The sequence below is a fragment of the Caldisphaera lagunensis DSM 15908 genome, assembly GCF_000317795.1.
Classification (GTDB): Archaea; Thermoproteota; Thermoprotei_A; order Sulfolobales; family Acidilobaceae; genus Caldisphaera; species Caldisphaera lagunensis.
The window spans coordinates 679791-703002 of the sequence record NC_019791.1 but is presented as its reverse complement, the minus strand read 5'-3'; the positions used below and the strand labels follow the sequence as shown (position 1 = coordinate 703002).

Below are 23212 nucleotides of genomic sequence, written 5' to 3'. Positions count from 1 at the left end.
ATTATGATAAATGATTTTAATGGAATTCTTATTATTTGATAAAAATCATATGCTTTATCTTAATAGTTTAATTAGTTCTTTTGCTAATTGTTCTGGATTATTAACTAACTTTACATTTCCTCCATTATTGCGTATGTTATTAACTTGATCTCTATCAACGTCGTTAGGAACTAAGAATAATAATTTCATTCCTTTTCTTATCAATTCATTAGTTTTAACACCTGGATCTTCATTTTTTACAGTTTGTTTTAAATCTGTTATTATAACTATTTTATTAAACTTCTTGTCATTGAATTGCTCTAAGGCATTTGTAATATCAGTATAACCTTTAAACTCTGTCGTTAGCAATATTTTTATTACATCATTTTTGCTAATTTTATCATAAGAAATGGCTTTAGTTGAAAACAAAACTAACCTAGATATATTATGTATAAAAATTGATGCTACACTTAACGCCCAAGAAGAATATTTATACATGGAACCGCTTATATCTAAAGCAAGACCTATTTGTTTTGTTTTTACATTTCTTTTATAAATTAAAAAATCTTCTTTATTTCTAATCATATTAATTACGGATTCTTTAACCATTAATCTTCCTGGTTTTATGCTATATTTCTTTTTAATTGGTATAGGTTTAAAGCCGTTAATATAAATAAGATGAGCTAAAAATTTATTAGCATAAATTATTATTTTTCTCCTTACTATATCATTAGATCTACGATAAATACTTCTAAGAATATCAACGTACATAATCAAATCAATATCTTTAATTTGTTGAATTTCCCCCATTTCTAATGAATCCAAAATTTTTGAAATATTATTGTTAAATATTTCTGTTTCCTCTTTATTAATTTTCCCTAAAGATATATTATCTAATCCTTGCAGCAATTCATTAGATTTTTGAAGATAATATTTAGCCATATTTTTTCTTCCTTCATTACCACTCTCAGCATATTCCATCGCTTCTCTATATGCTTTTGAAGAATAAATTGCTGCACTAATAAGCTTACCTTTATCACCTCTTATTGGTGATTTATTTAAAGACCAAAGATTCTTTAATTCTACTTTGCTCAGGAAATCATTAATCGTGTCTTCATTTTCTGAAGTTTTAACATAATTTAATAAAACTTTTTGTTTTTCATTATAAAAATCTTTTTCATCTAAATCATTAAACTCGTTTATATCAAGCTTTGATTTTTTAGATAATGATGGATCTTTTATAACTAAGGCTTTTTGTAGATCTTTATCAAGAATTCCAATTGAGCTAAGCGTTTTCCATAATCTTTCATTTTCCCCTTTATAATCTATTATCTTTTCTTTTATAACTTCCTTAACTTTATTTAAAGGCTTATTATGGTGCCTCCTGTTTAAAAAGTCTGCAATTTTTATTAATTTATTTAAGCTCAAATTTTTTAAATTATCATAAAATAGATCACTATTTAATAATTTTATGTATTCTTCTGGATCTAAATTTTTTAATATATTATTTAATTTTTCTTTAAATAATGTTTTGTTATCTAAATTCATACTTTCTATAATTTGATCAATTTTTTCTTTATTAATTGTTCTATAATATTTACCTCTTTTAATTAAACCTCCTATTGCCATTAATTTATAGAAATCACCTAATTGTTGACCCACTAATTTATTTTTATCTATTAATTTATTTTTAAATTTTTCATATGCTAAATATATCTCATCCCTATAATCTTCCTTTCCGAAAAACAATTCTTCTAAAGTCATTTTAATTAATTTTTCCTCATAATCATTTTTTGCTATAACGCTTTCCATTATTTTTTCAAATTGGTCTATGGTTGCAGATTTTTTACTATCCAATAACAAATATGACTCAAAAATTTTTGATACTAATATTGATTCTCTAACACTTACTTTTATTCCTTTATTTCTTAAATTACTTACAATTATTGGAATATATTTCTGAGCGGTCTCTAAATTAATACTTTGATTAATATTCTGAAAAGACATCATTTATCACTGAAGTAATTAATTCCTCATCCTCCTGTCTTTTTGATAAAAGAGATGTAGCAGCCTCCTTAATATGCTTTATTTTAACAACATCTTCATTCTCAAGCTTAGCAATAGATTGAGCAAGCTTCACCCAAGAAACTGATTCATCTGTTCCTGGTTTATGTAATAAGTTACTTTTCCTTAACTTGTTAATTGTCTTTAATACTAAATTAATTAATTCTTCCGAAACTAATGGCTTATCAAATGAACGTATTTTAATAATCTTCCTTTCTGTCTCTATATCAGGATAATCAAATTTTATTCTAATAACCCTTCTCAAAAATGCATCGCTTAGTTCATTTTGGGCTACATCTTCAGGATTACTTGTTAATATAACTTGAAAACCTGATCCTTTTGATTTGAATACCCTTTTTAATTCTGGAACCACAATTCTTCTTTTATCAATTATATCTAAAAGCAAGTTTTGGAATTCATCACTACTTCTCCTTATCTCATCTACCAATACTCCTACATCTAATATCATTGCAGCAAGCAATATTCTAGGAACAAAAGATTCTTCTGTGAAGCCTATTTTCATTGCCATCAATGGATGAAAATCTCCTATAACTTTATATTCATCATAATTTTCACTGCAAGGTAACAGAAATCCTTTTTTCCCACTCCATAGTTCTAACAATGCTTCTCCTATCTCCGTTTTCCCAGTACCGGGTGGACCTTCAAATAAAACTGGTCTACCATTAAGAAATGATGCATATACAAGCCTAACTATGTCTTCATTTATGATTAATTTATAATTCTTTTCCAGTATTTTAACAGCTTCTTTAACATTTCTAACCATTGTTGATTCGGTTGCTATTTGCGCATAAGTTTCATATACTTTTTTCTCAATTATATCATTATCCAATGACATATTTATTCATCCATTCCCTATACATAAGATAAAATTCAGATCTTAATAGCTTAAATGAGACTCCATAATATTAATGAGTTAAGTTTTCATGAAATAAGGTTTAAATTCTCAATCCATTTCCCTGGCTCTATTAAATCATCAATATAGCTTTCTAATTCCTCATCTAATGAAAAGCACTCATTCCTATATGGACATTTATTGCATCTATTTCCTCTTTTAGCGTATGGCAATATGTTATTATATTTGATCAAAACCATTTCATCCAATGCTTTAAATAGCATAGAAGTTAATTCAGAGTTTAGATCAAATACTCTTGACTTATTTGGATATTTAATCTCAATTTTAACATTTTTTAAATCTTTTTCTCTAATAAGTATCACACTATAAGCAACTGCTTGCATAATATCGTTTATCCATGCCCCTTTGTATGGAGGTTTAGAGCTTTTCCTTTCAATAACATAAGCAGAATTTTCCTTTATCTTAAATGCATCTGGTCTACCCCTAATTATTACACTCCCTAAATCTGTTTCCATTGGAATTTCATAAGAATAGTGTTTTATTATATCTCTTAATCTAAAAGTATAATGAAAAAGACTACCTAAAAACAATCTTACCCTTTTAAAAAAACCTCTTTTTTTCTTCATATGGGTTTCAAAGAAATATACTCTTGGGCAATAAAAATAAGAATGCAGTTCGCTTGGATATATTATTGCCTTATTTTTATTCCTATTGTTATCCGTTTCTCTTCTACCTCCCAATCCTTAGAGTATGAATCTTTTGGAGGCTCGCTATAATTAATTGATTTACTTCTTGTTTCATTTTTAATATATTCTTCCAAGGATTTAATAGTTGATAAATATTCATTATCATCACTATATATCCATGTTTCAATATAAGCATCTACAGGCAATCCCATTTCTTTTCTCATATATTGAACTCTTCTTATTATTTCCCTTGCTGTTCCTTCTTTGTATTCTTCCTCGCTTACTCTTTTATCAATTGCTATTATTCCTATATTAGACTCTGTTACTTCTAACCATTCTGGATATGTTGCCTGAATCTTGAAATACTTAGCCTCTAGTTTAATAGTTTCTCCATTAACATTTAAGTTATAATAGCCATCTCTAACTAAACCCAGGCCTATTTCTTCTTCTTTGTTCTTTACTTCTTTTACAATAATAGGTAAGAATTTCTTAAATGAAGGACCTAATTCTTTATAATTTGGTTCTAGCTTGTAAATTTTTGCCTGCTCAAAGAATTCTTTTCCAACGACTTGAATTTCTTTTACATTTGCGAGTTCTTTTATATATGGCAATACATCTTTTATTACTTCCCTTAGATTATTATCATGAGATGATATAATCACACTTTTTATTGGTAGTCTTATTTTAATACCTGCTTGCATTCTTGCAGATAAAACGTTTTCAACAACTATTTTAGCTAAATTCATTTTATACTCAATATTTTCATCTATTAAACTTAAATCTGGATCAGGGATATCAAGTAATGAGATGCTTTCAGGTAATTCCGGCTCAGCTATTTTTATGAAGTTTTGATATAGATATTCACTTATATATGGTATTATAGGTGTTGATAATATAAGCCAATTCTTTAAAACATAATATAATGTTGCATATGCAGCTCTTTTGCTTGGTGTATCTTCATCTTCCCAAACTCTTTTTCTTATAATCTTTAGATACCAATGGCTTACATCTTCTACAATAAAGTTCATTAAAATCCTAGCAGCGTTATGTACTTCTAATGATGAATAATATTTATTAAAATCTCTTATTAGATTATTTAGTTTTGATAGTAGCCATTTATCTTCATTTTCTAATGGTAATTCACTTAATTTATTTTTTGTTGGATCAAATTTATCTAGGCTCATATACATAGATGCAAAAGAAAAGACATTCCATAATATTGTAAAGTTCCTTGAAGCTTGCTCCATTCCCTTCCATGAGAATTTCAAATCTTCCCATGTTGTGTTTTGTAAGACGTAATATCTTACTACATCTCTAGGTTGTTTAGACATTAATTCTTCAAAAGAAACATAATTTCCAAGTGATTTGTGCATTTCCCTGCCTTGCTCATCTAAGACAAAACCATGTAACAGAACTCTCTTATAAGGAGAGCTTTCAAAACCTATAACCCCACTTCTTAATAAACTAAAGAACCAACCTCTTGTCTGATCATGACCTTCTAAAATGAGGTCTGCTGGACTTAATTTCTCATATAATTCCTTGTTTTTTGGATATCCTAAACTTGCATAAAATGCTATACCGCTATCGAACCATACATCTAATACATCGCTTACCCTCTTCATTGATCCTCCACATTTAGGACATTTTAATGTAACTTCATCAATCCATGGTCTATGTAAATTTTTGGGAACCTTACCGCCTAATTTTATTATATCATTAACATCTCCAATAACCTCTAAATGATGACAATTTTCACATTCCCAAACTGGTAGGGGAACTCCCCAAAATCTTTGTCTGCTTATAACCCAATCTCTTACATTACCTACTATGTTCATAAATCTATCTTTTGCCCATTGGGGTACCCACTCTACTTTATTTGCTTCATCAATAAGTTTGTCTCTGATTTTTGATACTGCTATGAACCATTGATCTGTTGCCTTTAACAATAATGGTGTTTTACATCTCCAACATACAGGATATCTGTGCTTTATTTTGCCTGCATGCAATAATGCATTTCTTTCTTTTAAATCCTTTAAAATTTCATTGTTCGCATCTGTCCTAAAATATAAACCTGCATATTTTCCTGCTTCCTCAACCATGAATCCTTGATCATTAACTAGACCCATTAATGGAGCTCCTATTTTACTACCTATTATAGAATCAATTTCTCCATGACCAGGAGCTGAATGAACTAATCCAGTACCTTCACCACTCACAACGGCTTCAGGAGCCATAACAACTTTATGGTATTTTTTAAGTTCAGCTTGAGCTTTAACGAGATCCTCAAGAGGATGTTCATACTCAAGCCCTTCTAATTCCTTTCCTTTAAATGTTTTTACGACCTCATATTCTTTAATTTTTGCTTCTTCAATAACTTTTTCTAATCTTTCCTTAGATAATATAAGTTTTTCATTGTCTGTTTGTATCATAACATAGTCTATATCTGGGTGGGCCATAACGAAAGCATTAGCTGGTAATGTCCAAGGAGTTGTAGTCCAAATTAATAAATATGTATCTTTCTCGTTTTTAACTTTAAACTTAACATAGATTGATGGATCCTCCAACTCCCTATATTCAGAAACTTCATAATCAGCTAAAGTTGTTTCACATCTAGGACACCAATGCAATACATTTCTTCCTTTATAAAGTAAACCTTTTTCGTAGGCTTTTCTTATTAGATACCAACCCGATTCTATATATGAGTCGTCATATGTAACATATGGATTTTTCCAATCCATAAATACTCCTATTTCTTCAAAATCCTTTGTCATCGCATTTATATTATCTTTTACAAATGCTAAACACTTATTTATAAAATTATCAACACCTATTTTATTTACTATATCTTTTTTATTATTAGAACCTAGTTGCTTTTCTATCATAACTTCTATAGGTAATCCATGGGTATCAAATCCTGGCTTATCCCATACATTAAATCCTCTCATTCTATAATATCTTAATAATGTATCTTTCAATACTTTATTCCATAATGTACCTAAATGTATTGTATTTGCATTTGCGTAAGGCGGACCATCTAAGAAATAGAATTTCTTTTCTGATTTATTGCTTTTCTCCTTTACTTTATTATATATATCATTCTTTTCCCAATAACCCTTTACCCATTCTTCTATATTTTTTTGGTTATATTTCTCTTTAGTTAATCTATCATCTATTATCAATTTCATTACCTCATTTTGTAGTATCTATATAATCTACCCTAACATATTGAGTACCTGTTAGAGAAGATATTAAGTTCTTTATTTCATCAGAATATCCTTCTTTTTCAAAGTATAACTCTAAAGCTCTGAATTCATCAATTACATTTGATTTTATTACATTTATTTGAGATGAGTATTTTTCCTCTAAAGCATTAATGATCTTCCTAAAGTTTTCTTCATCAAATTCTGTGAAATATATTCTATATAATTTTTTGTGCATCAAATTTGTTCACGCTCCAATCCTCACACTCTAAATAAAAACAGTAGAAAATTAATTTTTACTTTCAAGGCTTTAATAATTAATTTTTAGTGAAAATAACCTAAAGATTATTAAATTCTAAGTATTTAGAAACTATTAATATCCATAATATTATTTCCTATTAATAACATTGAGTTTTCCTTTTCTCAGCTCATAGACTGTTTTAACAAGACTACCAATACCTATTGCTCCTACAACGAAGATTACTAATATAAATCCTATATCTATAGCATTTAAGTTAGGAATTTGAATACCCGTAGAGATTGCAAAATTATCAATAGAAGGCATCATTACAACTAACAAACCAATTAACGCAAAAGCAATACCTCCATAATACAAGGTATTTCCTGCTGTTTTAGTGCCTACAAATTTTATATCGTTTTCATTATATCCCATTTTCCTCATAATGCCTCCAAAAAATGCTCCTAAGATAATTTGCATTGTCATAGTTCCTAAACCAAAAAATAGTCCAGGTAATGGTGAATATATTAATGATGGAACCTTAGGGGCTAATACAAAAGTTATTATTGAAGCATACGCTCCAAACCCAAAACCTGCTATTAAACCATGTATTATAGTCATTTTTAATGGTACATCTTTTGGCATCTCAACTCTTTCAGCCTTTTCTGTATGTCTATGAGATGGTATTAGATGTATATGCACGTATTTCCCATGCAATACATATGAACCTGCAATTGCCATTACAATTCCAACTGCTATATAAACCGGTCCGTCCAAATTATAAACTTGATAAATTCTAGCTAATCCAAGGTAACCAATAGTTGTTAATAAGGCTCTCTGTATTGTAAATCCTAATGAAAATAATAATCCTGCTAGCAACCCTCCTTTAGTGCTGTATTTTCCTATTGCATAGCTAAAAGTTATAGGCCATGTATGCTCATCAGGCGTAATTCCATGCAATATCCCCAATATAAAAGAAATTGCTATAATTGATACTAGTGTTAATTCTCCAGATGGATTTAATATGAATTCGATGAAGTTCATTTTATCACCGTGCACATTTTTCCAAAAAATTATGTATTTTGTGCACATTTATAAATCTTACCATATACTAGGCTGAGAGTAGTATAAATATAATATATAAGGTATATTATAATAAAATCATAATACATTAATTTTAAACAGGATTATTATTTTTTGTCCTTTTTATGTAAAAAGCAACATTAGTAAGGAACATGGTAGAAGAAAAATTAAGAAGAAAATTGTCACAATTTATTCTAATAGAAATGAAAAGCTTTTCCTTCATAGAAGAAGGATAACATAAATAAAAATTATATTAAATTTATTATACATAACGTTTATATTTACTATATAATAATTTTTAAAAATGAGGAATAAAATATGGATAATCCACTTGTTAAAACGATAGATACAATAACTACAACTCTGTCAAACGATCTAAAAATCAGCCATGAAGAGGCTTTTAGATTTTTAATGGAACCTGTAAAGGAAGAATACGCAGATTTCTCTTTTCCAATCAAAAGATTCTTGAATAACGCAGATAACTTAATATCTGATATTGTTGAAGTATTAAGAGATAATAATCTAGATATAGTTAATATCCAGCTTCAATCAGGGTTCCTTAATTTAAAATTTGATGAGATAAACCTGTTCAAAAAAACAGCTGATTACATAAAAAATGGAGGGACTTTTAAAACTAAAATAACTGATAAACCATTAAGTATAGTTGTTGAACATACAAGTGCTAATCCAATTCATCCTTTACATATGGGCCATGCAAGGAATGCATGCATAGGAGATACACTTTCCAGAATTTTAAAATCAAGAGGACATAAAGTTAATAGAAGGTTTTATATAGATGATATGGGTAGACAAGTCATAATAGCAGCCCTTGGTTTTAAAATATTAAATGAAACCCCATCAGAATTGTCAAAAAGGCTAAACATAAAATCAGACAAACTTGTTGGTTGGGTATATGCTGTTTCCAGCACAACATTAGATGCGATGGAGGCAAAAAAGAAAAATGACATAGAAGAAGCAGAAAAATTATCTTCTGTTCTAGCTAGATTGAAATCTCAAGATCAAGGAAATTTATTCGATAAGTTATTTGAAGGTTTAACTTCGCTTTCGGATCCAGAAAAAGAAATATCTAACATGATGTTAAATTATGAAAAAGGTGTTGAGCCAGACAAGAGTTTGATTAGAAATATGACCAAAAGTGTAATAGATGGTTTCATAGAGACATTAAGTAGATTATCTATAGAATTCGATAATATGGATTGGGAAAGCGATTTAGTATGGAATGGTTTAGTTGATCAAATCGTAAATATCGCTAAAAATAATAAGTATTTTACGAAATTCAAAGATGCAGATGCAATCAACATCCCTTTAATAATAAATGAAATTGTAAAAAATGATGAAAACATATCAAAAATACTAAAATTGCCTAAGGGATTTGAATTACCGCCTTTAATAATAAGAAGAAGCGATGGATCTACATTATATACAACAAGAGATATTGCATATTCTATTTTTAAATTTAAAGAAACGAGTGCAGATAAAGTAATTAACGTAATTGGAGCAGATCAGAAATTACCCCAATTACAAATTAGACTTGCTTTACTTGGTTTAGGTTTTAAAAAAGAAGCTCTTAATATGATTCATTATAATTATGAAATAGTAAGGTTGCCTGGAAAATCAATGCATGGAAGAAGGGGAGAGTATGTAACATTAGATGAAGTACTAGATGAAATAAAAAATAAGGCAATTGAGGAATTAAAAATTAGAAATCAAAATATAGATGATGAAACGGCTAAAGAAATAGCAGAAAAAATATCTGTTGGCACATTAAGGTTTTCTATGGTTCAACTTAACTCTTCAAAACCATTAACATTTGATGTTAAAAAAGCTATAGATCTAAAAGAGAATAGCGGACCATATTTACAATATACTTATGTTAGAGCGCTTAATATATTAGAAAAACATGGAAAAATAAATTATAACGATATCGATTATGGAAGCATAAGCAATAAATTAAGGAGATCAATTTTAATTAAATCGTTAAAATATCCATTAATAGCTGCAAAAGCTGCAGATGATTTATCTCCTGAAGATCTTCTAAGTTTCTTAATATCATTATCAGATTTATTTAACCAATGGTATGAAAACGATAGTGTTATATATGAAAGCAATTATGGAATTAAAGAAGGAAAAGCCTTATTGGTTGAAATTGTCAAAAATGTATTAGATGAAGGTCTTAATTTGTTAGGTATACCAACTCTAAACAGAATTTAATAAATATATTTTATTAATAGTTTAAGTTAATTATTTATATAAATTATTTTTTTATTTTGAATAAAGATCTTTTAAAAACTTTTAAGTATTTATTGTATAAAAATTATAAAATTATATACTCTTCTAACGATTAGAAATAAAGACAGGCGATCTAAGAATGGACATATACGAAACCCTTACATCAGATATTAAAATAAATATGGCTTTTGGTTATCCTGGTCCGGAACCTTTTCAGCATAAAAAAATTTCGGAGCTATCCCATAAATTTATAAATCAGGAAGGTGAAGCTGTTTTACAATATTCTCCAGCAACAGGGTTGAGCTATGTTAAAGAAACAGTTAAAAATTTTTTAATAAATAAAGGCATAAAAATAAATGATGAAGAAGAATTAATATTAACTCCAGGAGGTACCTCTAGTATTTATTATACATTTTTTTCATTGTTAAACAATAAAGATTTCATAATTACAGAATCGCCTACTTTTGTAGGTGCTCTTAATACAATAAGATTTATCAAGGCTAATATCTTACCAATTGATATAGACATTGATGGAATCAATGTCTATGCTTTAGAGGAAAAATTAAAGCAAGCAATTGAAAATAGAAAGAAGGTTAAGGCCATATATTTAAATCCAACAGCACATAATCCCACAGGAGTTATAATGAGTGATGAAAGGAGGAAACATTTAATAGAAATAGCAAATAAATATGATTTGCTAATAATTGAAGATGATCCATATGGTTTCTTTGTGTTTGATACAGATAAGAGATTTACTAGCCTTAAGACGTTAGATACTGAAGGTAGAGTAATCTACATGGGTACATTTAGTAAAATACTTGCACCAGGATTAAGGCTAGGATATATAGTAGCAAATAAAGCAATTACAGATGCTATAGAATCATTAATTACCATGACAGCTATCAATCCTTCAACTCTTTCTCAATTTATTGCAATGTATGCAATAAAGGAAGGGGTTGTTGATGAAACAATAGAGAATGCAAGAAAAGTTTATAGAAAGAAAAGAGATGTATTAATAGAGGCATTAGAAGAATACATGCCAAAAGGTTCTGAATGGTATAAACCTAAGGGAGGTTTGTTTGCATTTGTTTATTTACCAAAAGGTGTTGATACAACAGAAATGCTACCAACTGCTATAAACAAAGGTGTTGCATATGTTCCAGGTAGAAACTTCTTTGCAGATGGTAGTGGTGGAAATGCTATGAGGATTAACTTTAGTTATCCAAGCATTGACAAACTAAGGGAAGGAATTAAAATAATTGGGGAAACTGCTAAAGAAATGATGAAACACTAGCTTGATTTTTGTTCAATCTTATTTATAGTATCTAATATTTCATCTATCATTGACTTACCTTTTTCTAATACATTTTTATGTTTTTTAAGAAACTCTATTCCCTTTTCAGTTATACGATACTCTGTTAATCTTTGGCCTCTTACATTGCTGTCTTGTTTAGCTACAATTAATCCCTTCTTCAGCATAATCTTCAATAAAACATAAATATATCCAGGAGATAGCTCTTCACCTATTTTTAATGATATTTCCTTATTCATTTCATATCCATGAACAGGTTTTTCATATAATATCTTAAGTATCATTAATGATATTATACCCTTTAGCATCTTTTTTCTTTCTTTGGGCATCTTTAACACTCACTTACATCTGAATTTATTAACCCTTAAATAATTTTAACATAAATAAAAAATAAAATCCAAGCTTATAATATTATTTATACAATAATATTATGGGGGTAAAATTGAAAGGGGCTATATTTGATTTAGATGGTACGCTAGCAAGCACTGCCAAAGCACATAAAATAGCATGGGAACTTTCATTAAAACAACTCGGATTTAATTCAAATATTGATATGGAATATTTATTAGGTAAAAGGGCAATGGACATAGCATTATTATTGATAGAGCAAGCAGGGATAAATGATCCCGATTTAAAAAATAAGATGGCAAAGAAATTATTAGAAGTAAAGAACTCTATTTTTGCCCCCTATATAATGAAATATGCTGAACCTATGCCATGCGCTATTGAACTTATCAATAAACTAAAACAAAACAACGTTAAGATATTAGTTGTAACGTCTTCTTTAAGGATTACTGCCATCAAAGTATTAGAAAAAATAAAAATTAATCCAGATGTTTTAATTTCAAGCGATGATGTTATTAAGGGTAAACCTGATCCAGAACCTACACTTGCCGCTTTAAAAAAATCCTCTCTAGATGCTAATGATATTTTATTTGCAGTTGGAGATACAATATATGATATTATCTCTTTTAGTAAAGCTGGAATAAAAACCATTTATTTAACTAAAGGAGACATAATAGTTCCAATAGATGAAAACTTATTAAAAGAATATCATGCAATTAAAATCGATTCATTATGTGATATAATAAAAATTTCTAATATCTAATCTAATCTCTAAAAATCTAAAGTAAAGAATCTTCACATTTCCAATATACCTTTATCTTCCTTTCTCCTCTTAATATAGGTTCTTCACATAATTCTCCATTGTTTACCATCATATTTAATGATTTATAAATACCTTTAAGTGAATATTTATTAAGCTCCAACCAAATTTCATATGCAGTTCTTTTCTTATTATCAGAAAATATATTCATTATGTCTTTTTTTAATTCAGAATATTTTTTACTCTCATGCATGGATATTTTTCTATTTCCTGTTATAATGGAGATTCCATTACCTTCAATTTTAGCCAACGCATATGCTGAAGATGCCAATGGCTTTAAATTAAACCCTTTTTTAGACAAATGTATCATAGACTCTAAAGCTTCTTTAGATGATACTTCAGAAATTTTTATTTTGTATTTGGAATAATTTAATATTTCTGGTATATTACTATGACGGAGTTTAACTGCTATTAATTCGTATTCATTAAAATCCTTTTTTATTTGTTTTATTTCATAAAATCCTTTACTTAATGCATATACCAATGTTCCAGATTGCGCTGGGACATAAATTTTTTCTACTTTAGGATTTTTTTCATAAATTTCATATGATATTGTTTTTAATCCTTCTATTGTATAGGGGTTTTCATATTCCAATTCCATTTTTTCCATTTCATTTATAAACGATATATCAGAGCCTAGTTTTGCTATTATTATCAAATCTTGGGGGTCTACATTATCAGGTATAACGTTTACTTTTAATTTAATCCCAGCTTTCTTTGAATAATAGGCCAATGATAAAGTAAAATCTTCTTCATATCTAGTTTCTATTATTTTATTTTTAAAAGAAGAAACTATGATTGATGAAGCCCTATCTGCATATAATCCTGTTGGATTATTAGTTTCTAATTTGCACAAAACACCAAAAATTTTTCTTATAGGAGTAAGTCCCTCGTTAAAACTAATTATTTTATCAGATTTAGGAAGTAAGCTTTTATATCTCCACATAGATGGAATTTTTGAATCAATTACCCATTCTAGATTATCATAAACAATTTGGATCGGCCCTCCGCATCTTGGGCATTTTAATACTTCTTCATATGATTCGAAACCGCATTTTATACATTTAAACTTGTAATTCTTATCTGTCTCCATGTTATAGTCCACCAATTAAATTTGAAATTTATTATATCCTATTACTTAGCAATGAAACCGCATATTTTTCTAATTCATCATAAAATTCTTTTTCATATGCAACAATTTCTATTATTTCAAAATGATCATTTTTTTCAACAAATTCTTTTATCTCCTCTATAAGAATTTTTGCACCCAAATTATATGAAATACCTCCAACACCAGTACCCATTCCAGGAAATGCTATAGATTTTATTCCCTTTTCTAATGCAATTTTTAAAGCTGCTTTTATTGAAGACCTAACATTATTTTCATTGGTTAATTCACCAGGATATTTCATTGTAGGGGAATGTATAACAAATCTTGCTTTCAACTTTCCTGCATTGGTTAATACTGCTTTCCCTATGTCTATTGGAGAGTATTTTAATGCTTCCTCTTCTATAATTTTTCCTCCTTTCTTTTTTATAGCACCAGCAACTCCTCCACCCATAATTAGATATGAATTAGCTGGATTCACAATAGCCTCAACTTCTTCTTGAGTTATATCACCCAATTTTATTAATATGACTGTGTTGTTTAACTTAAACATGTGCATAATTTTACCCTAATATATTTATAAAACAGGACAAAATAAAATTATCTATAAAAATAAATGCTTAGAATTGAGTTAATTCATCAATAGCTTTCGACTTTACATCATCTAAATTTTCAATAATATCAGTTAAAGTATCATATTTGTTAATTAACATATATGATAAGTGTCCTTTAGATAAATCATAAGACTTCTGATCTAAATAGCCTTGCTTAACAATAACTGCCTGAGCGCCTAGCTGCAATATAGCATCCATTGTAACATCTTTTCCTATCTTAAATCCTGGATTCTCGTATTGCTCAACTACCTCTTGTTCCTCATCAATTATTGCTAGAATTTCTCCTTCATCGAGTGGCTTTAGGTTTTGCTCCTCATCATATACTAAAGCAATCCTCATGTTTAATACCCATTAAACTAAGAAATTTTAAAGTATATATATCTAAATGCTAGTTAAAAAATTCTAAAAATTTATGGAATTATTTTATCATTGTTAACTCCCCGGTTAACAATGGTATAAAATTCTACTAGATAAATCAAAAATTAATATTTATTTGCCTGCCTTCTCTATTAATTTTAACGTACTATTCCATACTCTATCATTTATATTTATCCCTTCTTTTGTAACTCCTTCTTTTATTTTATTTAAAAATTCCAAGTAATTTAATGATTCTCTAACTGTACCTAGATCAACTTGTACAACCTTTTTAGTTACAGGATCCATTATTCTTGCTATTTCCTTTATTTTACCATCTTTACTTACAATTCTATATACATCTAATTGTCTTAAATTTAACAGCTCAATTAATTTTTTATATTTTGTATATATTTTATTATTTTGTGTCACTTTCACTTCACCTCTTTTACATTTGTTATTCTGGGGCTCGCAAATTTAAAAGGTTACTTTATTTTGGTGATATAATGAGAAAAAGCTATTTAAAGGTCACAGTAAACTTAGATTTGATAGCTGAAGAATTAAAGAGACTTAATAAAAGGTATATTACTATAAAAGACTTTTCAAGATATTTTGGGATATCAAATAAAACATCAGGAAAAATATTGAAACATCTAGAAAAAATGGGTTATGTAAAAAGGTATTCAACATCAGCTTACTCTATTATTGGAGACTCTGCTTAATAGCAGTGAGATCAATGAAATAAAAATCCAAAAGAATGAGATACCTAAATAATCATAAGATTTAAATTTAAAAAATGCTATAATTGATAATATAAATGATAACAATGATAATGTAAAGGCTATAATACCAATTATTTTTAATCCTTGAATTTTATGCATTATTATTTCCCTTTTTAAACACCATTCTTCTTCTTTCATAATTTGGGACTCTTTGCACCTTTGATTCCCTTACTAATTCTGATAAAGCTTTCCTCAAAGGCCTAGAATCTCCGCTCCAATTTAACATTTTTTTAATTTCGTCAAAAGTTAACTCATCGTTCTTTTCCAACAAAAATAAAATATTATTTTTTAATTCATTTATATCCAAATTCTTCCCTCTTTAAAGATTTTTATTTTCTTCCTTTAATATATCTCCCAATATTTGAATAGCTCTTGCCAATACATCTTCATCAATTACCAAGGGAGGTGCAATTCTTATTGATGATACCCCTGAGCCTATTACTAAAACCCCTTTCTTGAAAGATTTATCTAATATTCTACCTAATTCTTTGGATGCTGGCTCCTTAGTCTTTTTATTCTTAACTAATTCTACACCTATCATTAAACCTTTTCCTCTTACATCTCCAATTATTTCTAATTCTTCCTTAAGATCATTAAAGTACCTTAAAACCATATCACCAAGCTTTGCTGCTCTTTCAGTTAATTTCTCTTCTTTGATTGTATCTATAACAGCTTCCATTGCTGCTAAGGCTATAGGGTTACCTCCAAATGTATTAGCATGACTTCCCTTTTTCATCGCATCCATAACATTATCCTTTGCTACAATAGCCCCTAAAGGCAAACCTCCACCTATAGCCTTTGCCATAGCAATTATATCAGGTACAACATTCCAATTTTCAATAGCAAACCATTTACCTGTTCTAGCAATTCCTGATTGGACCTCATCATCAACTAAAAGTATGTTATACTTATCAGCTAATTTTCTTAAGCCTGGTAGGAAATTATCTGGAGGCACAATATATCCTCCTTCCCCTTGAATTGGTTCAACAAATATAGCTGCAACTTCGCTGGGCTCTACAAGCTTAGTAAATATCCAATCCTCTATATACCCCAAAACAGCTTCTCCACAAGCCTTTGGATCATCTGTATTAAATGGACATCTATAAGTATATGGATAAGGTACATGGATTACACCAGGGACTAAAGGAGCAAAATGCTCTCTATAGTGAGCCTTACTTGCTGTTAATGATAATGAACCCATAGTCCTTCCGTGAAATGCTCCCAAAAATGCTATAATATATTGTCTTTTACCTTCATGATAATATCTTGCTATTTTTAACGCTCCCTCAATGCTCTCTGTTCCACTATTTGTGTAGAAAACTTTTCCATTTTTTATTGGTACAACTGAAAGCAACTTTTCAGCACTTGTAACTGCTTCCTCATAATAGAAGTCCGTTAAAGAATAATGTTGTAACTTTTCCGCCTCACGCTTTATTGCTTCAACTACCTTGGGATGATTATGTCCTAAAGCCATAACAGCAATGCCGGCATTCATATCAATATATTTATTTCCATCAACATCCTCTACTACAGCTCCATGCCCAGTCTTTATTACTAAAGGATACCATCTAACATAGGATTGCATCAATAATTTTTGGTCTTTTTCAATTACATTTCTTGCCTCTGGACCTGGAGGTTCAACTTTAATATCTGGTACTCTTTCCATATTTAACCACCCTACATTCCTGTTAATCTTATATAATTGAAGAATATTATATATATTTGGGTAATGGTAATGCAAAAGTATGAGTTCGAAGTAATTGAAGAATATTTTTTAAACGGAGAACATAGATTCAGATTAAAAGAAAAGAATAGCAACATTATAGTTAATGTTTCTGCAGAAAATGTTGACGAAGCTGCAGAAAAGGCAAGTAAAATGTTATCAAATTTATTAAAATAAATCAAAAACACTATAATTATTTCAAACTCTTATTTGTATATAAATTATTTATTCCTATATTTCATATAAATAATTATTTAAAATTTAGATTATTTTTCTATCAACAATTGAAGATTTTGACTCTATAGATCTATGAGGCCAAATGCTTGAATTTATTAATTCGGCATTATCGCCTATTATTACATTATTTCCTAAATGACTATTAATTATCTTTACATTTTCTCCTATTTTAACATGCCTACCTAATATGCTGTTCTTTATTATTGAGCCTGTTTTCAATAAGCTCCTATCCATAACTATAGAATTAGAAATTTCCATATCATTTTCAACCACAGTATAGTTATCTATGATAGACGATGATAATTTTACATTTTCTCCTATTTTAACATGCCTACCTATTAAATTCTTTCCACTAACAATAATTTTGTTCGTTGCAATTTTTTCTATGATTTCTATATGATCATTCTTTGATCTCTTACTCATGCCCTGCATATAAACATTTCTATACTCAGTTTCCACATGAAGCCTCTCTTTATCTAAATTATTCAAAAGGTAATATGATGCTTCCATAAAACTTTCTAATGTGCCTACGTCAAACCAATAACTATTGCTTACATAACCCATAACTTTATAATTCTTTGAGATTATATAAGGTATAATATCTTTTCCAAAATCTCCTTTACCTAGCTTAAGGATTTCATTAAACTCTGATGATCTTAGAAATTTTACAAAATCGCTTGATAACAAATATATACCAGTATTGACTAGTCTTGATGGTAATTCATTAGGATTGCTAGGCTTTTCAACAAAGCTTTCGATCCTCATGTTTTCATCAATCTTTGCAACTCCGAATTGTCTTAACTTTTCTGGCTCTACTATTTCCTTAAGGACTATTGTCATAAATGCATCATTAGATTGATGAAATTTATATATATTATTAACGTTAATACTAGCAACAGTATCTCCTTGAAAAACAAGCACATCATCATATATATCGTAATAATCTGCCATTATTTTAACAGAATGAGCATTTCCTATACTATCTTCATTTGGTTGATATCTCAATTTAATTGATTTGATTTCCCCATCTATTTTAACCTTAAACCTTTCTCCCAAATGATCATAAACATCTCTATAATTATAATAACCGCTAACTCCCAAGAAAACTTCATTAATACCTCTATATGCAAGCTCAGACAAGGTATAATCTATTAGAAAATTATTTAAAAATCTAACCATAGGCTTTGAAGTATCAACAGTTAATGGGTAAAGTCTTGTACCTAATCCTCCTATAGGAATCAGCGTCTTTTTTATTGGTATAATTATTGATCCCCAACAATATTTATATCTATAAAACCTTATATTATTTTCATATTTAAGCTTTTATACGTTTTACATTTTCAGAAATAATAGAAAGAATACTTGATATTTCAAAATCTTACAGAATTTAATATAACAATTCCATTTATTTTATAATGATATATTTTACAAATAATTAATAATAACCAAAACTTGAACTCTTATTTTAATATGTCTAATTCTTATTTAATATAATGATATATTTTCCCAAAAATTAGGGCTCCTAAAATAGTTGTCAAAAGGGACATAATTACTATAGATGAAAATTCTACATCATTAATAATGGAATATGTTAAACCTATGTTTGCAACAGCTAGCCCTATTTCGCCTCTTGGGATCATACCTATAGATATAGCTAAGCTTGATTTATGACTTCTCGTTGCTAAATAAGAGAAAGGATATATTCCTAATATTTTAAAAATTATTGCTATTGCTGTTATAAATAAGCTAAAAATTAATCCGAAATAAGATAATTTTATTAAATTAACTTGGGCCCCCATCGTAACAAAAAATATAGATCCAAAAAGAGCTAGCAAAGCGTTTGTATTTTCTCTTAATTTAGCGGCCTTATTACTTTCAGCCATAGCTACACCAGCTATATATGCCGCTATAATTGGGGAAAAACCAAGAGTTGTCATAATAGCTGTCAGTGCAAAAATTATTACTAATGATCCTTCAAACACATATTTTTCTTTTATAATATTATTAAAAATTTTTGGAATTATAAAAACTGATGTTGCAAATATAATAAACCATGCTATGCCATAGAAAAATATAGTTCTTAATATATCAGCATAACTTATAGTTTTCAAAGTGCTCATGGCTATAGCTACAGATAAAATTATTAAAGAAACGACATCATCAAAAGATCCTGCAGTTAAAATAAAATTAACTCCATTACCCTTTAAATTTGTCTCCTTAATTAAAGAAGAAGCTACAGCTAAACTAGTTGCGCCCAAGGCCGATCCAATGATTAAAGCAGCACTAAAAGAAACAAAAAATCTAATTAATATTGCTCCAAATATGAAAGGAATCGTTGCACCAAAAATTGCTCCCATTATTCCTGAAATTCCTGATGATCTTAAAGCTGATACACCTGACTCCAACCCAATAGAATAGATAAGCAGAATTACTGAAAATTCTGAAAACAAAAGCAAATAATTGTTTATGCTGAACAAATTTACATCTATAATTTTGTTTATAAAACCTCCAATTAAAAATGGAGATAATATTATTCCTATCAATAAATCCCCGACTACCTTAGGGAATTTAAATCTAATAGCGACGCTTCCCATTAATGCAGCAAACAATACTAATAATGATATTTCTAATAGTGCTAAAATAACCTCGCTTAACATCTTTACTCCAAAAAACACTTAAAAGTAAGGATTAAAATCTTTTATTTATAGGACTCGTAATAAGATCTTTTATTAAATATGATTTTCAATTTAACCTTTTTGTTAAGAATTTTTTAGTTGAAAATTATTCTAATTAAATAAGATATAATTTCCATAAAGCATAAAAATTTATTTTCATTAAAAACATTTGGCGATAAGAAACGAAGAAGTGTATTGTTGCAGGAGGAATATTAATAGTTAACGAAGAGGTACTTCTTGTGTATCATGAAAAATTAAAAAAGTGGTTATATCCAGGTGGCCATGTAGAAATTAATGAAACACCAAGGGAAGCTGCCATTAGAGAATTTAAAGAAGAAACGGGTCTTGACGTAGAAGTTTATGGGGAGAAAAACAATTTATCGACAGACGAAGCAACAGAAGAACCAAAACCATTAGCAATTATGAATGAAATCGTCAAATATCCCAATGAAACTCACATACATTATGATTTAATATTCCTAGTTAAGCTTAAAGGGGGAACATTAATTAATGGCAAATGGTTTAAAAGAGAAGAAATAGATAAAATAGATACATATAGCAACGTTAAAAAAATTTTAAAACATGCTTTTTCATTTAATAACAACTTCATTCTATCATAATAAGGACACAATATTTTACTATAATTGTATTCTTCTTGGGTTTTGATTTTTTATAAATTTTAAGTGATACTAAAAATATTATAATTTAAAAGTCTATTTTTATATTTAATCTTAAATGCTTGATAAGAATTAGATTAAGAGGGCCGACCATTGGTAAATTTTAGTGAAGGAAAGAAAAGATCTCTAATTGCTTCATTTATGTACATGATATTGTCTCTATTTAAAATAAGTTTAGGCTATAAGTTCTCAAGTTTAGTAATCGTAGCCGATGGTATACATAACATTGCTGATATCTTAACAGGTTTTGCTGTATATATTGGATTGTTTTTTGCTGAAAAATACCCCTCTGAGAAGTTCCCTTTTGGATTATACAAAGCCGAAAATCTAGCCTCCCTTTTTATCGCCTTTGCAATAGCATATGCTGGATACGAGATTATCATGGAATTTCTATTTTCAAAACAAGGAAAGATATTTATGCCTTTTCTCTTAATAACTATAGAATTAATATCAGCAATAGTAACTTATTGGCTAACTAGGTATCTTATATCAACTCCAGGAATTAAATTAGATGCAATAAATGCTGAAGGAGTACATGCATTTCAAGATGCATTAACAAGTATAGCCGTTATAATTGGTGTATTAGGAGAATGGTTTAGTATTAAATATCTCCCATTAATAATTGGTATTGGTATTGGTGTTTATATATTATATCAATCTTATCAAATTGGAAGAGATTCGATATTAACACTTTTAGATATGGGCGATGAGAAAATGATGGAAAACATAAAAAACATTGTCTCAAATATAGAAGGTGTTATAGGGGTTCATGAAATTAAAGTAAGGAAAGCTGGACCATTTTATTTTGCATCTATGCACTTAGAAGCACCCCCTGCTTTAAGTGTTAAAGATGCTGATAAATTGGCTGATATAGTAGAAGAAAAGTTAAGACGTGCACTTCCATCTTTATTATATGTTTCAATCCATGTTGAGCCCGGATCTTATACTGGTAAATGGAAGCTGGCCCTGCTTGAGGATGAAAATGATTCGCTTGCTGACGAGATAAGTAAAGTTAAAAAAATTAAAATATTAGACACACAAAATAAAAATATAGAATCTATAATTAATGATATAAATTTGAAACAAGGAAATATGAGTATCATTTCCAGTATGCTTAAAGAAAAAGGTGTAAATGCCATAATTTATGCTGGAAAAGAGAAATTATTATCATTAAAAGCATATGGTATAGAAGTATATCATACTTCTGAAAAAGATGAAAAGAAGGTAATTGATTTATTTAAAGAAGGAAAATTAAATGCTGATTAATCTCTTTATATCTTTATAATCTTTTTGAAAAACCCTTTAAAAATTATTTATGTGATAACAATTATCTACATAAGGAAACTTTAATGTGGAAATTACCATCAATATCTCTTTAAGAAAGAAATTTAAACTCAAATATTTTCGTTATTTAAAAAGCAAGCAAATAAGGGGCGGATGAGTTGGAACAGTTTTAGAGGCCATCGATATAGCATTTGCATACAATAATAGAAGCATATTTGAGCATATAAACTTGGAAGTAAGAGAAAATCAAATAGTTTCAATAATTGGACCTTCTGGTGTAGGAAAATCTACACTACTAAGAGTTTTAGGGGGTTTTTTAAAGCCAACCCAAGGTAGTGTTTATTTATTAGGACAAAAAATAACAAGACCTACCCCAAAAATAATGCTTGTCCATCAATCAATAGTTACTTTTCCTTGGATGACAGCTCTTGAAAATGTTATGCTTGGATTAAAGCATAGAAATCTACCAAAAAATACTATGAAAGAAATAGCAAAGCAAATGCTTGAGACTGTTGGTCTTGAAGGATTCGAAAACTTCTATCCAAAAGAGTTAAGCGGAGGTATGAGACAAAGAGTTGCTATTGCAAGAGCTTTGGCTGCAGACCCATTATTATTATTAATGGATGAACCATTTGCGCATCTAGATGAATTAACAGCAGAATCATTAAGAAAAGAGCTTTATGATATCTTATTTAATGTAAATACAACCCTTAAGGGTGTTGTTTTGGTTTCCCATAACTTAAATGAGGTTGTTGAATTGTCTGATTTCGTTTACATTATTAACGGTCATCCTGCAACAGTTGTTGGAAAAGTTAAAATAGATTTAGAAAGACCTAGAAATCCAAGAGATCCCAAATTTTTCGAATATACTGATATACTCTATGATTATACGATACCAGCAAGGTAG

Annotated in this window: 23 protein-coding genes; 8 read left to right on the top strand and 15 right to left on the bottom strand. The window is 28.7% G+C overall.

Going from position 1 to position 23212, the window contains the following annotated elements:
• Positions 1–54 precede the first annotated feature (54 nt).
• The 6 genes from CALAG_RS03475 to CALAG_RS03450 form a co-directional block, all read right to left on the bottom strand.
• On the bottom strand, positions 55–1986 hold the full coding sequence (locus tag CALAG_RS03475; protein ID WP_048816715.1) for a VWA domain-containing protein: 1932 nt from the start codon (positions 1984–1986) through the stop codon (positions 55–57).
• A complete protein-coding gene (locus tag CALAG_RS03470; RefSeq protein WP_015232357.1) occupies positions 1967–2899 on the bottom strand; it encodes an AAA family ATPase in 933 nt (310 codons plus the stop codon). Before CALAG_RS03470 ends, CALAG_RS03475 begins: the two co-directional genes overlap by 20 nt.
• An 86-nt stretch (positions 2900–2985) precedes the next feature.
• The gene (cas4, locus tag CALAG_RS03465; protein ID WP_015232356.1) at positions 2986–3657 is read right to left on the bottom strand and encodes a CRISPR-associated protein Cas4; all 672 of its coding nucleotides are present in this window, start codon (positions 3655–3657) and stop codon (positions 2986–2988) included.
• Positions 3606–6788 (bottom strand): isoleucine--tRNA ligase, encoded by a 3183-nt coding sequence (gene ileS, locus CALAG_RS03460; protein ID WP_172633879.1) that lies wholly within the window; start codon positions 6786–6788, stop codon positions 3606–3608. The genes cas4 and ileS overlap by 52 nt, the downstream gene beginning before the upstream one ends.
• A gap of 4 nt (positions 6789–6792) precedes the next feature.
• Positions 6793–7041, bottom strand: a complete 249-nt coding sequence (locus CALAG_RS03455) for a hypothetical protein (protein ID WP_015232354.1) — start codon at positions 7039–7041, stop codon at positions 6793–6795.
• 150 nt (positions 7042–7191) lie between these two features.
• Positions 7192–8085 (bottom strand): hypothetical protein, encoded by an 894-nt coding sequence (locus CALAG_RS03450; protein WP_048816712.1) that lies wholly within the window; start codon positions 8083–8085, stop codon positions 7192–7194.
• A 357-nt stretch (positions 8086–8442) separates the two neighbouring features.
• Between CALAG_RS03450 and CALAG_RS03445 the strand changes: the two genes are divergently transcribed.
• Positions 8443–10356, top strand: coding sequence for an arginine--tRNA ligase (locus tag CALAG_RS03445; protein ID WP_015232352.1), 1914 nt, complete (start codon positions 8443–8445; stop codon positions 10354–10356).
• Positions 10357–10513: 157 nt separating this feature from the next.
• Positions 10514–11668, top strand: a complete 1155-nt coding sequence (locus CALAG_RS03440; RefSeq protein ID WP_015232351.1) for an aminotransferase-like domain-containing protein — start codon at positions 10514–10516, stop codon at positions 11666–11668.
• Here the strand turns inward: CALAG_RS03440 and CALAG_RS03435 are convergent.
• Positions 11665–12015 carry a PadR family transcriptional regulator gene (locus tag CALAG_RS03435; RefSeq protein WP_015232350.1) on the bottom strand — a complete coding sequence of 117 codons (351 nt, stop codon included), beginning with the start codon at positions 12013–12015 and terminating at the stop codon, positions 11665–11667. The two genes, CALAG_RS03440 and CALAG_RS03435, sit on opposite strands and share 4 nt — an antisense overlap.
• Before the next feature lie 113 nt (positions 12016–12128).
• Here CALAG_RS03435 and CALAG_RS03430 point away from each other — a divergent pair, with 113 nt between their 5' ends.
• Positions 12129–12794 carry an HAD family hydrolase gene (locus CALAG_RS03430; protein WP_015232349.1) on the top strand — a complete coding sequence of 222 codons (666 nt, stop codon included), beginning with the start codon at positions 12129–12131 and terminating at the stop codon, positions 12792–12794.
• 16 nt (positions 12795–12810) lie between these two features.
• Here CALAG_RS03430 and CALAG_RS03425 read toward each other — a convergent pair whose 3' ends face one another.
• From CALAG_RS03425 to CALAG_RS03410, 4 genes are all read right to left on the bottom strand, one after another.
• A complete protein-coding gene (locus CALAG_RS03425) occupies positions 12811–13944 on the bottom strand; it encodes a pyridoxal-phosphate dependent enzyme (protein ID WP_015232348.1) in 1134 nt (377 codons plus the stop codon).
• Between the two features lie 31 nt (positions 13945–13975).
• A complete protein-coding gene (locus tag CALAG_RS03420; RefSeq protein ID WP_015232347.1) occupies positions 13976–14518 on the bottom strand; it encodes a macro domain-containing protein in 543 nt (180 codons plus the stop codon).
• A 61-nt stretch (positions 14519–14579) separates the two neighbouring features.
• Positions 14580–14912 carry a hypothetical protein gene (locus CALAG_RS03415; protein ID WP_015232346.1) on the bottom strand — a complete coding sequence of 111 codons (333 nt, stop codon included), beginning with the start codon at positions 14910–14912 and terminating at the stop codon, positions 14580–14582.
• A 150-nt stretch (positions 14913–15062) separates the two neighbouring features.
• Positions 15063–15359 (bottom strand): hypothetical protein, encoded by a 297-nt coding sequence (locus CALAG_RS03410; protein WP_015232345.1) that lies wholly within the window; start codon positions 15357–15359, stop codon positions 15063–15065.
• A 74-nt stretch (positions 15360–15433) separates the two neighbouring features.
• Here CALAG_RS03410 and CALAG_RS03405 point away from each other — a divergent pair, with 74 nt between their 5' ends.
• Positions 15434–15649, top strand: a complete 216-nt coding sequence (locus CALAG_RS03405; RefSeq protein ID WP_015232344.1) for a MarR family transcriptional regulator — start codon at positions 15434–15436, stop codon at positions 15647–15649.
• A 151-nt stretch (positions 15650–15800) separates the two neighbouring features.
• Here CALAG_RS03405 and CALAG_RS03400 read toward each other — a convergent pair whose 3' ends face one another.
• Entirely contained in the window at positions 15801–16016 is a 216-nt protein-coding gene (locus CALAG_RS03400; RefSeq protein ID WP_015232343.1) for a hypothetical protein, read from the bottom strand.
• A 12-nt stretch (positions 16017–16028) separates the two neighbouring features.
• Entirely contained in the window at positions 16029–17375 is a 1347-nt protein-coding gene (locus tag CALAG_RS03395; RefSeq protein WP_015232342.1) for an acetyl ornithine aminotransferase family protein, read from the bottom strand.
• Positions 17376–17444: 69 nt separating this feature from the next.
• Here CALAG_RS03395 and CALAG_RS07800 point away from each other — a divergent pair, with 69 nt between their 5' ends.
• A complete protein-coding gene (locus tag CALAG_RS07800) occupies positions 17445–17609 on the top strand; it encodes a DUF1508 domain-containing protein (RefSeq protein WP_157463181.1) in 165 nt (54 codons plus the stop codon).
• Between the two features lie 84 nt (positions 17610–17693).
• Here CALAG_RS07800 and CALAG_RS03390 read toward each other — a convergent pair whose 3' ends face one another.
• Together CALAG_RS03390 and CALAG_RS03385 are read right to left on the bottom strand one after the other, a co-directional pair.
• On the bottom strand, positions 17694–18902 hold the full coding sequence (locus CALAG_RS03390) for a sugar phosphate nucleotidyltransferase (protein WP_245529273.1): 1209 nt from the start codon (positions 18900–18902) through the stop codon (positions 17694–17696).
• Between the two features lie 248 nt (positions 18903–19150).
• The gene (locus tag CALAG_RS03385; protein WP_015232339.1) at positions 19151–20326 is read right to left on the bottom strand and encodes a cation:proton antiporter; all 1176 of its coding nucleotides are present in this window, start codon (positions 20324–20326) and stop codon (positions 19151–19153) included.
• A gap of 212 nt (positions 20327–20538) precedes the next feature.
• Here CALAG_RS03385 and CALAG_RS03380 point away from each other — a divergent pair, with 212 nt between their 5' ends.
• The 3 genes from CALAG_RS03380 (at position 20539) to CALAG_RS03370 (ending at position 23212) form a co-directional block, all read left to right on the top strand.
• Positions 20539–20964: an NUDIX hydrolase gene (locus tag CALAG_RS03380; RefSeq protein ID WP_015232338.1), complete on the top strand. Its 426-nt coding sequence runs from the start codon at positions 20539–20541 to the stop codon at positions 20962–20964.
• Positions 20965–21114: 150 nt separating this feature from the next.
• Positions 21115–22287 (top strand): cation diffusion facilitator family transporter, encoded by a 1173-nt coding sequence (locus CALAG_RS03375; RefSeq protein ID WP_015232337.1) that lies wholly within the window; start codon positions 21115–21117, stop codon positions 22285–22287.
• 229 nt (positions 22288–22516) lie between these two features.
• Positions 22517–23212 carry an ATP-binding cassette domain-containing protein gene (locus tag CALAG_RS03370; protein ID WP_172633893.1) on the top strand — a complete coding sequence of 232 codons (696 nt, stop codon included), beginning with the start codon at positions 22517–22519 and terminating at the stop codon, positions 23210–23212.

Coding starts and splice junctions, on each gene's coding strand:
- CALAG_RS03405 (WP_015232344.1), top strand. CDS start 15,434: ATGAGAAAAAGCTATTTAAAGGTCACAGTAAACTTAGATTTGATAGCT.
- CALAG_RS03385 (WP_015232339.1), bottom strand. CDS start 20,326: ATGTTAAGCGAGGTTATTTTAGCACTATTAGAAATATCATTATTAGTA.
- CALAG_RS03445 (WP_015232352.1), top strand. CDS start 8,443: ATGGATAATCCACTTGTTAAAACGATAGATACAATAACTACAACTCTG.
- CALAG_RS03440 (WP_015232351.1), top strand. CDS start 10,514: ATGGACATATACGAAACCCTTACATCAGATATTAAAATAAATATGGCT.
- CALAG_RS03415 (WP_015232346.1), bottom strand. CDS start 14,912: ATGAGGATTGCTTTAGTATATGATGAGGAGCAAAACCTAAAGCCACTC.
- CALAG_RS03470 (WP_015232357.1), bottom strand. CDS start 2,899: ATGTCATTGGATAATGATATAATTGAGAAAAAAGTATATGAAACTTAT.
- CALAG_RS03425 (WP_015232348.1), bottom strand. CDS start 13,944: ATGGAGACAGATAAGAATTACAAGTTTAAATGTATAAAATGCGGTTTC.
- ileS (WP_172633879.1), bottom strand. CDS start 6,788: ATGAAATTGATAATAGATGATAGATTAACTAAAGAGAAATATAACCAA.
- CALAG_RS07800 (WP_157463181.1), top strand. CDS start 17,445: ATGCAAAAGTATGAGTTCGAAGTAATTGAAGAATATTTTTTAAACGGA.
- CALAG_RS03420 (WP_015232347.1), bottom strand. CDS start 14,518: ATGCACATGTTTAAGTTAAACAACACAGTCATATTAATAAAATTGGGT.
- CALAG_RS03395 (WP_015232342.1), bottom strand. CDS start 17,375: ATGGAAAGAGTACCAGATATTAAAGTTGAACCTCCAGGTCCAGAGGCA.
- CALAG_RS03450 (WP_048816712.1), bottom strand. CDS start 8,085: ATGAACTTCATCGAATTCATATTAAATCCATCTGGAGAATTAACACTA.
- CALAG_RS03455 (WP_015232354.1), bottom strand. CDS start 7,041: ATGCACAAAAAATTATATAGAATATATTTCACAGAATTTGATGAAGAA.
- CALAG_RS03435 (WP_015232350.1), bottom strand. CDS start 12,015: ATGCCCAAAGAAAGAAAAAAGATGCTAAAGGGTATAATATCATTAATG.
- CALAG_RS03475 (WP_048816715.1), bottom strand. CDS start 1,986: ATGTCTTTTCAGAATATTAATCAAAGTATTAATTTAGAGACCGCTCAG.